We start from the raw sequence: 12404 nt of genomic DNA on the forward strand, positions 1-12404 counted from the left end.
GGAGCTTGAGAGGAACGATAGGTTCCTCTAAGTTCTTATATATGCTGCTCGTACCAATCATTAGGCTTCGCAGCCATCCCTTATAGCTTGTGCGGCTCTATCCGGGCTTGCGTACAGGAGAGCTGCGAGGCAACAAAGGCGGGTGAAACCAAATGGCTAAAGGTATGCGCGATATTAAACGCGAAATCAAGAGCAAACAAAATACGAAGCAGATTACGAAGGCGATGGAAATGGTCGCGGCTTCCAGGCTGAGAAGAGCGCAGGAAGCTGCACAGGCATCCCGCCCGTATTCAGAAAAGCTGAAGGAAGTTGTGGCAAGCATCGCTGCTGGCACGAAAGACGTTAAACACCCGATGCTGGAAACCCGTCCGATCAAAAAGACAGGTTATCTTGTCATCACGTCTGATCGCGGTCTGGCAGGCGGCTACAACGCCAACGTGCTTCGTAAGGTAACGGACACGATTCGCAGCAAGCATAAGTCGAACGATGATTTCGTATTGTTCGTCATCGGCAAGAAGGGCCGGGATTATTTCCGCCGTCGCAATATGCCGATCGTAGAAGAAGTAACGGGTCTTCCGGATGCTCCTACGTTTGCAGATATCAAGATCGTAGCTTCAACAGCCGTTCAGAAATTTGCCGACGGCACTTTTGACGAGCTGTATGTGTATTACAATAAATTCGTTAATGCCATTACCCAAATTCCTACGGAAATGCGCCTGCTGCCGCTTGAATCGGTAGACGGAAGCGCAGCTTCAACAGCAGCGTACGAATACGAGCCATCGCCGGAAGGCGTGCTGGAGGCATTGCTGCCTAAATATGCGGAGACGCTTATTTACAGCGCATTGCTGGACGGCAAGGCAAGTGAGTTCGGCGCCCGGATGACGGCTATGGGCAGTGCGACGAAAAATGCGACGAAGATGATCAGCAATTTGACGCTTACGTACAACCGTGCTCGTCAAGCGGCAATCACACAGGAAATTTCCGAGATCGTTGCAGGAGCAAATGCTCAATCTTAGGTAACACACTACGCCGCCAGAAGCCTGAGAGAGGCTGCTCTGCCGGCTAGTAACAAGAAGGAACCAGGAGGGAATACCATGAAAAAAGGACGCGTTGTATCCGTCATGGGTCCGGTCGTCGATCTAGAGTTCGAACGCGGCAACCTGCCGGAAATTTTGAACGCTGTCAAAATCGAGAAGAAGGGCGAAAATGGCGGTGTAGATATTAATCTGACGCTTGAAGTCGCTGTTCACCTCGGTGACAATAAAGTTCGTGCTGTAGCAATGAGCACAACGGACGGTCTTGTACGCGGTACTGAAGCCATTGATACTGGCGCTCCAATCACGATTCCAGTTGGCGCTCCAACACTCGGCCGTGTATTTAACGTACTAGGACAACCGATCGATGAAGCTGGCGATGCTACTTCTTCAATCAATCTTCCTATTCACCGTGAAGCTCCTGCTTTCGACGAATTGTCGACACAATCGGAAATTCTCGAAACAGGAATTAAAGTTATCGACTTGCTGGCACCATACGCAAAAGGCGGTAAAATCGGTCTCTTCGGCGGCGCGGGCGTAGGTAAAACGGTAACGATTCAAGAGCTGATCAACAACATCGCACAAGAGCACGGCGGTATTTCCGTATTCGCAGGTGTTGGTGAGCGTACGCGTGAGGGTAATGACTTGTACCACGAGATGAAAGACTCCGGCGTACTTAGCAAAACAGCAATGGTATTCGGACAAATGAACGAGCCGCCAGGCGCACGTCAGCGTGTAGCTCTAACGGGTCTGACAATGGCTGAATATTTCCGTGATGAGGAAGGCAAAGACGTGCTTCTGTTCGTCGATAACATCTTCCGTTTCACACAAGCAGGCTCCGAGGTTTCGGCCCTTCTAGGCCGTATGCCTTCCGCAGTAGGTTACCAGCCAACGCTGGCAACTGAAATGGGTCAACTGCAAGAGCGTATTACTTCAACGAAAAAAGGCTCGGTTACATCGATCCAAGCGATCTACGTACCTGCCGATGACTATACGGATCCAGCTCCAGCTACGACGTTTGCCCACTTGGATGCAACGACTAACCTTGAGCGTAAAATTTCCGAGATGGGTATTTTCCCAGCGGTAGATCCACTTGCTTCATCTTCCCGTATCCTTAGCCCGGATATTCTTGGCGAAGAGCATTACAATGTAGCTCAAGGCGTTAAGAAAATTCTTCAGCGTTATAAAGAGCTTCAAGATATTATCGCGATTCTTGGTATGGATGAGCTGTCCGAGGAAGATAAATTGACCGTTGCTCGCGCACGTAAAATTCAACTCTTCTTGTCCCAGCCGTTCCACGTTGCCGAGCCTTTCACAGGCATTAAAGGTAAATATGTACCAGTTAAAGAATCCGTGCGCAGCTTCAAAGAAATTCTCGAGGGCAAACATGACGACCTTCCGGAAGAAGCTTTCCGGTATGTAGGTGTGATTGAAGAGGCCGTGGAGAAAGCCAAAACGCTGTAGTAGCGAAAGGCGGGAGGAATCCACATGAGTACCTTTTTGGTAGAAGTCGTTACTCCTGAGCGTAAAGTGTACGCGGAGAATGCGAATATGATTAGTGTGAAAGGTGTTGAAGGTGAGCTTGGTATTTTGCCAAACCACATTCCGCTCGTAACACAGCTTCGTATTGCACCAGTTGTAATCAAGCGCGATGGAAAAGTTGATGTTATTGCTGTAAATGGTGGTTTTATCGAGGTTCGTAAAGATAAAATCGTTATTTTGGCGGAAAGCGCCGAGCTTGCGACCGATATTGATCTTGATCGTGCGAAGGCAGCGAAAGCACGCGCTGAGCAGCTTCTGTCTGCCAAACGCGATGAGATCGATTTCCGCCGCGCGGAGCTTGCTTTGCAGCGTGCAATGAACCGTATTGGCACAGCGCAAAAATAATAATTGATACCCAAACACCGTTAATGTCCTGTAAGAGGCGTTAGCGGTGTTTTTTGTAAATGAAAAAGCAGGAGAGGAGCCCCCACTATGATTGATATTCATACACATATTCTTCCCGGTATTGATGATGGTGCGGCCCGCCTGGAGGATTCGCTTGCGCTGGCAAGAGCGGCTGCTGCCGAGGGAATCAGAACCATTATCGCTACCCCCCATCACCATAACGGTCGTTATGTGAATCCGGCTCAAGTTGTAGAAGAGCTGACCCGTACGCTCAATAAGCAACTTCAGGAGCTGAATATTCCGATTGTCGTACATGCCGGTCAGGAGGTTCGGCTGCACCGGGAGCTGCTCGACCACTTTCAGGAAGGAAGCTTGCTGACGCTAGCGGGTTCATCCTACATGCTGCTGGAGCTGCCATCCTCCCATATTCCGAAAAATACGGAGCAGACCGTCTATGAGCTTGGACTGCTTGGCATTCATGTGGTTATCGCTCATCCAGAGCGGAACGCAGCCATCATTCAGCAGCCTGAGCGGCTGGCAGAGCTTGTTCGTTTGGGGGCATTTGGCCAAGTGACGAGCCATTCCTTGCTTGGCGCTTTCGGCAAGACGGTAGAGCGGGCTTCATGGAAGCTGTGTGAAGCGGGCCTCATTCATCTTGTGTCCTCTGATGCGCATCATGTGGAGCGCAGAGGATTTAGGTTGAAGGAAGCTTATGACCGGATACAGAAAGTTATGGGCACGGAGTGGTCGGACTATTTTCAGCAAAATGCTGCTTCGCTGTTAAGGGGCGATGCTCTTGCTGATGCACCAGAGTGGCAAGGCGGGGCAGTGGCAAACCGCTGGCAAGCTTTGAAAGCTTTTTTCAAGAAATAAGCGGATTTTCGTTTATCCATATCAAATGAGCCTTTTGAACTAATCATTCAATTTAATGAGTAAACCAATCAATTGTACGGAATTCGTACAGATGATTGGTTTTTTTTCACTCATATCACATTTAAATCAACATTTTTGGTTATAAAAGCTAACATTCTCCTAGGAAAACGGTTCAAATGTATGTTAATATACTTTACATACAAGAAAATTAAGGAAGGGCATAGGGGGAGTGCGTATGTTTGATTGGCTAGGTACAAGGACGGGGTTTCCACTGTGGGTATCATGGAAGCTCAATTCTGGCATTAAGGAAGATGTCGAGCACATTTTCGAAGGTGTTGCAGATACTCGCAAAGAGCTGCTGCTGCAATGGGCGGATGAGTATTGGGGGCATATGGAGCGCCTGTCGAATCAATTATCGGATGGCCTATCCGCATTGCAAGCTGCTGCATTCTCTAAAGAACAGCAGAAGTGGATAGCTCCTTTGCTCGAACGATCCTATGCGAGGGGTATGGATTTTACGGAGCTGTTCCTCCTAGACAACCACAATCATGTAGCTCACTCCACCTATCCCACACATATAGGCACACATTATGGAGAGGGCAGCGCGCTGTCTCCGGGCATGCAGTTTTCCCAAAAAGGCGATTCAGCAGGCAAACGCTGTTTTTTTGGTCCTTACGAAGACGGAATTACACTCAAGCTAGGGGCCCGAACCTCCTCTTTTCACGACAAAATGACAATTATGTTCATGCAGCCGCTGCTTGTGAATGGCAGCCGTGTCGGCACCTTATGCGGGAGAGTGCCTAATGATGTGCTGGGCGATTTGATCCAGCGCGAGTCAGGACATGTATATCCGGATTCGGGCGATAATTATTTGTTTATGGCCGAGCCTAGTTTGCAGCGTAATATCGTACCCGGTACAGCGTTATCCCGCAGCCGCTTTGAGGACCGTACGTTCACCCATGGCGAAAATTTAAAGGATGGCGTAACGACAGACTGGGGTACCGTGTCGATTAAGGAGCATACCGAGTTGGAAATTGTTTTTACCGATCCAGCAACGGGAGAGCTGCATCCTGGCGTCGCAGGAACCATTCGCAATGGCAGCAATTTGTTCGTTCAGTTTCCTGGCTACTCGGACTATCGCCATATTGCCGTCATCGGCAAAGGCGTCACCTTCCGAATGCCGCATTGCCCTGATCTATGGGGGATGATGTGCGAGGGCGATCTGGAAGAGGTGTATCGGCTGCGCAGTATTGGCTGGCGGCAGCGCAAGCTGCAAATGTATGCAGCGCTGCTGCAAAGCGTTCTAACGTTTCTGCTTGCTTCTCTAGTCATCGGTTATATGCCGCTATGGGGAGCAGCAGCTGTGCTTGGCGGATTTAATTTGCTGTTCGGTGTTTTGTTTGCGATGTCGGTGCAGCGCAAGGAATCGCAGCGGGTAACTGGGCATCTAGAGCGGATCAACCGATTTATTCGCATTAATGCCGAGGGGAAAGGTGATTTGACCCAGCGGCTATCGACGAAAGAGTTCGATTGCGACGAGACGCAGGAGCTGGCAAAATGGATTAACAATATGATCGATTCACTCGAAGGCATTATGCTGCAGGTGAAGCTCACCGCTGCCGAGGTGCTGAGCAGCCAGTCCGTCATGAATGAGTCGTCTGCCCATACCGCCTTGTCAACGGAGCGTGTAGGCAGCAAGGTGGGCCATATGATTGGCAGCATTCGTCACCAGTTGAAGGATATCGACAAGGCAAAAAATGCTGCGGGTGAAATGCGCGATACGCTATCTGTACTGGAGCGCCAAGCGGCCGAGCAAATTGCGGTGGCGCAAAGCGAGGTTGGCCGCATTGGGGAGAAGATGCAGCATATTTCCACCAAGGTAGAAGATACGAACGGTACGATTCGCAAGTTCATGAAGACGGTTGAAGAAATTCGCGATGTGCTTCAAGTGATTGAGGAGATATCGTCGCAAACCAATTTGCTGGCACTTAATGCTTCTATTGAAGCGGCGCGTGTTGGTGAGCAGGGCCGAGGCTTCGCGGTCGTTGCTTCCGAAATCCGCAAGCTGGCGGAGTTGACGAAGAAATCGACAGAGGAAGTGCACGGCATTACGCGGCAAATTTATTCAGAAGCCGAGCAGGCTTATCATTCAATGGACGAGGGTACGAAGGTTGTAGAAGAGGGTACTGATCTCGTTGCTGCAGCAGCCCGCACACTTCAATCGGCGCAGGCGGACGATCAGCGCAAAACGCAGGTTGTAGAGGAAGTGGTAAAACTGATGGAGCAAATTGCCGAAGTCAGCTTGCAAAACCGCTCGGTTTCCTCTGATGTGGAAGGACAAGTGCAGGAGTTGATTGTGGAGATGGACAACGTTCGCCATACCTCAACGAATGTCGAATCTATTACAATGCTGCTTCAACAGCTCGTGGGCCAATTCAAATTAACAGAGTCTAGAGTCAGATAGTGGCCCAGAGCGTCCCAATAACAGAATAGTAGAGTGGAAAAAGGCTTGCGAATCGCGGTTTCCAGCGGTTTGGCAGGCCTTTTTGCTAGGGGTGCACCTAAAACTCCATCATAGACGGTAGTGGGAGCATTTGTTATAATTGTAACTATTATTAGATTAGAAAAGCAGCAAAATTCAACCCTTTTTCATCGGATAGTTGAAGGTGACGCCAAAGGGACGATAACGCCAGGTTAAGCAGGCATGCATTGGCGAGGCAAATCCCTTTTTTTACAAGGACCGACGCTTATGATTAGCTCGGTCCTTTTGTGTTAAACTTAGGAGAGGGAGAGTGCGGTTCATTGTTTAATGGATGGTTTACGGCAGAAACAACCGCGTTCTTCCTTTATTCGGCCCTTGTTGTGACGGGCTCTATCATTATGATTCATGCCAGAATGCTGCCTAGGCTGGCTCTGGGCGTAGTGTTGACGATTATTGGAAATTCAGGGCTGCTCGTCCGGCTGGATGCCGGTCTGATTGCGCTTTTTCAGGCACTTCTATATGTGGGAACAATGGGAATTTTGCTAGGGTCAGAAATTAGGAGGCATTCGGAAATAGGCCGGCATAACCGGTCGATTGGAATCGCTTCCCGGGAAATGGCAGCTGCTGCAGGCATTCCGTTTTTGCTCGCTATTCTGATGTGTGTCATTGTTAAGATGCCCTATTCTGGCGAAGAAATGCCGCTGCTCCCTGCCCATTTGATGACGGCGGCGACGCTGATGGCTATTGGTGTGTACGGGGCAATTGTCAAAAGAAATTCATTGGTGGCCTTGTTGTGTGTAAGTATCATTTTATGCGGAGCCCAGTTGAACATTGCTGCTTTAAGCTTATATGTGCAAGGAATAGCAGAAGGGCTTCGAACGCTTCCTTTGGTAGTTTTTTTCGCGCAGGCTTCAATTGGAGCGGCCGTATTAATTGTATTATACAAACGAGACTCCACCACCTCTAATCATGAATAATAGTTAAACAGGAGGTGATCGTAGCAGATGCAAATGTATGCTGAGGCTGCTTTTCTTATTCCGCTGCTGCCGCTAGCTTCTTTTTTGATCCTGCTGGCGCTTGGCCGAGGGTCTCATTCTGCTGGCGCCTGGGTTGGAACAGGAGGCGCTGCTGCCTCGCTGCTGTTGTCGCTTCTGGTATGGATTGAGCGATTCCGCTATAGGGCAGTCGATTATAATGATAGCTTTAACTGGATTTCGATAGATCGCCTTACGCTGCGAATTGGATTTGAGGTTACCAGTATGAGCGCACTGCTGCTGGTAGGTGTCAGCTTGCTGAGCGTATTGGTTCATATTTATGCCGCTGGTTATATGAAGAAGGATGAACGCTTGACGGTGTTCTACAGTTATATGTCCTTATTCACCTTCTCGCTGCTGGCACTAACTCTCGCAGATAACGTACTGGCGTTTTATTTGTTCTGGGAGCTTGCCTCCGTTAGTCTATTTTTATTGTTTGGTTTCTGGTACGCGAAGAGCGCGGCGCGTGCGGCTGCCAAGAAAGCTTTTATAATGATGCGTTTAGCGAGTGCGGGATTGCTGCTTGCAACGCTGATGCTGTTCTGGTTTATGCCGGAGCATGCGCTTGATTTTGCTGCTATACATAACGTATTTGAAGGGCAATCTGGTGCGATTGCGAAAAATATAACGGCATTGATCGCAAGCTTGCTGCTGCTTGCGGCGGCAGGAATGGCTGCGCAGTTTCCGCTCTACGCTTGGCTGAGCAGTGCTGAGCAGGCTCCTGCTCCAGCGAGCGCGCTGCTGCAAGGAGCAGGCATGATGACAGGAGCGCTGCTTCTGTCCAAAACGACAGAAATCTTCCAATCGGCTCCAGCCGTAACGGACGCAGCGCTCTATATTGGCGCTGCGACAGCGCTCTATGCTGCTGCAAGGGCGCTAATGGAGCGGAATGTGAAGAAAATATTGATCTATTCGACGATCAGCCAGCTAGGTATCGTTCAGCTTTCGCTCGCCCTAGGGGCCGCCACAAGCAGCATGCTTTATGTGCTGGTCCATGCAATTTGCAAAACGCTGCTTGTACTGGCAGCAGGTCAACTATTGAAGGCAGTTGGAACAGCGGATATAGGGAGCATGGGTGGTTTGCGCAAGCAAATGCCGCTTGCAGCGTGGACGTTTTTCATTGGCGGCCTGGCTTTATGCGGCATTCCCCCGCTCACGGGCTTTTGGCTGCAGCAGTCGATTTGGGCGGAAGCATCAGAGCGGCATCTATTGTGGCTGGCTGCGATGATGCTTGTACTGCTTTTGACCGCGGCTTACATGTCCCGCATGTATTTTCTTATATTTGAAGGGAAGCCGCGTTCAACTGCAACGGCCGTGCTTGATCAAGGCCATAAGCGTTCGCGCCTTATGAGCTATTCGGTAATTGCGCTTGCCGCGATCGTTGTCCTTTCAAGCTTCTTTCAATTGGTCTGGGGCAGCTTGCCTGAACGATGGCTCGATGGGGAAGCGGTTGGCGCGCAAGGCAATATGTCCTTAGGATTAATGCTGGCCGCTACTGCAATCCTTATAGGCGGCGCTTGGCTCGGATGGCTGAAAAACAAACGTGAGGCGAGCGCGATGCGCTCTGACCCAAATCAGCTGAAGGATGCTTCTGCTGGATGGGCAGCAGGCAAAGCGAGTGCGATCAAGCAGCCGTTTGCCGCTGCTGGTGAGGCATTAGCGGCGATTGAACATGCGATGGGCATGCCGCTCCAGCTGGCGGCTCGACTGTTGTATGCGATGGGGAGGCTGGCTGTTAGCTGGAGCCTTCGCAGTACGATTCGAGGAATGGGACTAGCGATCATTTTTGGACTGGTCATCACGATCATCATCATGGCTGCAAAGGGGGAGTGGTAAAATGGCATTTTTGACAGAGCTGCCGCTTTTGTCTTTAATGTGGCTGGCCCCTGCTGCCGGCATGCTGCTTATCCTGCTCACGCCATCCGGTCAAGGAAGAGCGATGCAGACGCTTGCCGTGCTTGCGGCACTGCTTCCGCTGCTTTTCGCCGCTTTTTTATATGCGACATTTAATCAACAGCAAGGGGGCGGCGCTTATACGGAGCAGTATCCGTGGATTGAGGTCCCGCTCCCTTTTGCTTCAACTGTGGGACAAGTATATAGCGAAGCAAAATTATCCTTTTCCTACACGGTTGCGGTAGACGGGCTCTCGCTGCCGTTGCTGCTTGCCGCCGCGCTGGTGACGGGGCTCGCTGCTGTAACTGCTGTTCAGCTTAGGAAGCGGCGCAAAGCGTTTTATTTTTGGCTGCTGTGGCTGGAAGCTTCACTGCTGGGGCTTTTTATCGCCAGGGATGTTTTGCTGTTTATCGTATTTTTACAGGCCGCGCTGGTCGCGCTTTATTTTCTGCTGGGCATATGGGGCAATCCGGACGGTGAGCGGACGGCGAATCGGCTATTGGCTGGGGCAGGGCTAGGTTCTATGCTGTTGCTTGTCGTATTTCTCATTTTGACCTGTACGGCGGGCCTTCGTGTTGAAAAGGCTGGCGAGCAGCTCCAGGCGGTATACAGCGGAGGATACGGCGGAATCGCCCGTGGACTGCTTGCAGGAGAGACGGCAATGAGCCAAGAGGTGCCGGATGTGAGAGCGGCTGCCGCAGCGCCATTGTCCGAAGGTGGGAAGATGGCGCTGTTTATTTTGCAGCTCATCGGCTTCGGGTTGTTTATGCCGCTTCTGCCATTTCATACATGGCTGATGAAAGCGCAGGCCAGCGCACCAATACCGGTCGTGATGATTATTTCGGGTCTGCTTCCGGCTGCCGGGGCGTATGGACTGCTGCGCTATGGCGTATTTTTGTTTCCAGAGCAAGCGGAGAAAATGGCCCCGGCTCTCGCTGTTCTCGGTATTATTCAGCTTCTGTACGGAGCTTTGCTGGCTCTGCGCCAGACGGATATGAGGCAGCTGCTTGCTTATGCCTCGCTTAGCCAAATGGGATTCATTTGGCTTGGCATTGCCGCCTTTAACGAGACAGGGCTGCAGGGGACGATCTTTCAGCTCATGGCGGGCAGCTTATGCTTTGCCCTGATATGGCTCGTTGTCGGCAGCTTGCAGGAGAGAGCTAAAACAACGGCAATTTCCGAGCTTGGCGGCTTGGCCCGCTCGCTTCCGTTTATTTGCGGCATACTCATGGCCGCGGGGTTGTCGCTTATCGGCATTCCCGGCTTGGCTGGCTTTCCCGGGATTTTACTGTCGCTGCTCGGCTTATTCGATTCGCTGCCATGGCTCGCTGCTGCCGCAATACCGGGAATCGTACTCACTGCCGCTTATATGCTGCGAGGCCTGCTGAGCGTAAGCTTCGGGCCGATTGATGAGCGGCATGCGGCTTTCAAGGATGCCCGCCTTATTGAGGCGGCACCGATGATTATATTGCTTGCTTTTATCGTGCTGCTCGGCTGCTTCCCGTCATTTTTGACCGATACGGTGCAGCAAAGCATTACGGGGCTTTATAGTCAATTGCTGGCAGGCAGGATGGAGGGATAAGCTCATGACAAATAGTGAAGCGCTGGGATCGCAGTTTTGGTTAGGTACGGTGCAGCTAATTCCTGAGCTGCTCCTCCTTTTGCTGCTGATTACACTTGCTGCTGGCCTCCGGTTTCGCTTGTGGCACCAAGCGGGATTGGCGTCAGGCTGGTTGACACTGCCATGGCTGGTCGTCGTATTTACAGCGGCCTTATGGCGGATGGCAGCGAACGGCACAGAAGCGGCGATAGCGATTGCCAAGGGCAGACAGTCAGGCGGAGTCGCGGGAATCCCCTATCTGGGCTTGAATGCGGAAAGCTTCATGTTTTTGCTGGCAATTGCGGGAGCTATCGTAGTGGTGCTGCTCAGTCTGGGAGAAGAGCGGGAGCAGCGTATTAACGATTATTTATATATTCCTGCTGCGCTGCTTGGCATACGTTTGCTGCTTGCGCCTTCCAATCTTATTACGCTCTATATGGGAATTGAGCTATTTAGTTTGGCGGCATTGAGCCTGGTTTTGACTACGTTGAACAAGCGGCATAAGCATTTGTCTCGGCCTGAGCGCCCGGCAGTGCGCTTCTCGGCCCGTTCTGGCGTTGGAACTGCCCTGCTGCTGTTCGGCATGTCTTATATTTATGGCTTGACTGGCGATATGGACTTAGCTGCTATTCGGGCATCCATTTCTGATATGCAGTCGTATGCTTCGCTTGTATACTTGGCCATTTTGCTAATGGCATGCGGTTTGGGCGTAAAAGTGGCGGCTCTGCCATTTAGCATTTGGATGTCCAACGAGAATGGTAAAAACACGGGCTTTCCTTATACGGCTGGCGCGATGTTTCTGGTGGTAGCAGGCCAAGGCGCAGCCGCGGCTGCATTGTATCATCTGCTCCATGAAACGGAGATAGTCCAGCTATTGGGTTTAAACAGCGCCTATATCGGCTTGCAGGCGATTGCGGCCTGCCAAATTGCTTGGGGCACAGTCGCGATGCTGAGGCAAAAGCAGGCTGCTAACCTATTAGGCTGGGCGAGCGTCATCAACAGCGGCTATTTGCTTGTTCCGGTCGCACTTAGTCTTGCACCCGCTCATAGCAGTTTATTCGCACCGCTCGGCTATCAATTCGCTGTGTATATGCTGGCGATGTTTGGAGCTGCAGCTATTTTGGCAGCTGTTCGGGAAGCGACAGGGCATGGAAAGCTCAGCGGACTGGCTGGTTTGTATCATCGGTCGCCTTGGCTTGCGGCAGCGATGGCTGTTTTCGTGCTGTCGCTTGCAGGCCTGCCGCTAACGGGTGGTTTTTTTGCCAAAGTGTATATATGGCTGGGCAGCGCTGCGGCAGAGGCATATTGGCTGCTGGGCGTCATGGCCGCATGCAGCCTCGTTGCCGCGTATGCTTATTTTGGCTTCATCCGGCAAATGTTCATGAGAACGGGCAGCGACGAGCGTGCGCTTTCGCTTCCGCTTGCTGCATCTTTAGGCATTGCTATTTGCGCCGTCGGACTTGTCGTGTTGGGCTTGTTCCCAGGCTTGCTGATGAAGTAAACACCACCCTGATTGGAAGGAACCCAATAGGGTAAGAAAACAATATGGCATCAGAAAGCTGGGCCTTTGGTCGCTATCTTATGCCGGAACAAGGACAAGC

At 51.3% G+C, this 12404-nt stretch carries 9 protein-coding genes; all 9 read left to right on the forward strand.

What is annotated here, in order from left to right; all coding sequences use genetic code 11:
• Positions 1–152 precede the first annotated feature (152 nt).
• The 9 genes from atpG (at position 153) to AC6B99_RS15175 (ending at position 12304) form a co-directional block, all read left to right on the forward strand.
• On the forward strand, positions 153–1016 hold the full coding sequence (gene atpG / locus AC6B99_RS15135; protein ID WP_056036784.1) for an ATP synthase F1 subunit gamma: 864 nt from the start codon (positions 153–155) through the stop codon (positions 1014–1016).
• 78 nt (positions 1017–1094) lie between these two features.
• A complete protein-coding gene (gene atpD, locus AC6B99_RS15140; RefSeq protein WP_046231329.1) occupies positions 1095–2498 on the forward strand; it encodes a F0F1 ATP synthase subunit beta in 1404 nt (467 codons plus the stop codon).
• Between the two features lie 24 nt (positions 2499–2522).
• Positions 2523–2921: a F0F1 ATP synthase subunit epsilon gene (locus tag AC6B99_RS15145; protein ID WP_046231330.1), complete on the forward strand. Its 399-nt coding sequence runs from the start codon at positions 2523–2525 to the stop codon at positions 2919–2921.
• Positions 2922–3008: 87 nt separating this feature from the next.
• On the forward strand, positions 3009–3794 hold the full coding sequence (locus AC6B99_RS15150) for a tyrosine-protein phosphatase (protein ID WP_056036787.1): 786 nt from the start codon (positions 3009–3011) through the stop codon (positions 3792–3794).
• Between the two features lie 235 nt (positions 3795–4029).
• Positions 4030–6258 carry a methyl-accepting chemotaxis protein gene (locus tag AC6B99_RS15155; RefSeq protein ID WP_494882400.1) on the forward strand — a complete coding sequence of 743 codons (2229 nt, stop codon included), beginning with the start codon at positions 4030–4032 and terminating at the stop codon, positions 6256–6258.
• Between the two features lie 338 nt (positions 6259–6596).
• Positions 6597–7253, forward strand: coding sequence for an NADH-quinone oxidoreductase subunit K (locus AC6B99_RS15160; protein WP_056036794.1), 657 nt, complete (start codon positions 6597–6599; stop codon positions 7251–7253).
• 27 nt (positions 7254–7280) lie between these two features.
• Positions 7281–9146 carry an NADH-quinone oxidoreductase subunit 5 family protein gene (locus AC6B99_RS15165; RefSeq protein ID WP_056036797.1) on the forward strand — a complete coding sequence of 622 codons (1866 nt, stop codon included), beginning with the start codon at positions 7281–7283 and terminating at the stop codon, positions 9144–9146.
• 1 nt (position 9147) lies between these two features.
• On the forward strand, positions 9148–10785 hold the full coding sequence (locus AC6B99_RS15170; protein WP_496663638.1) for a complex I subunit 4 family protein: 1638 nt from the start codon (positions 9148–9150) through the stop codon (positions 10783–10785).
• Between the two features lie 4 nt (positions 10786–10789).
• Positions 10790–12304, forward strand: a complete 1515-nt coding sequence (locus AC6B99_RS15175; protein WP_496663639.1) for an NADH-quinone oxidoreductase subunit N — start codon at positions 10790–10792, stop codon at positions 12302–12304.
• Positions 12305–12404 lie beyond the last annotated feature (100 nt).

It is taken from the genome of Paenibacillus liaoningensis (genome assembly GCF_059609455.1).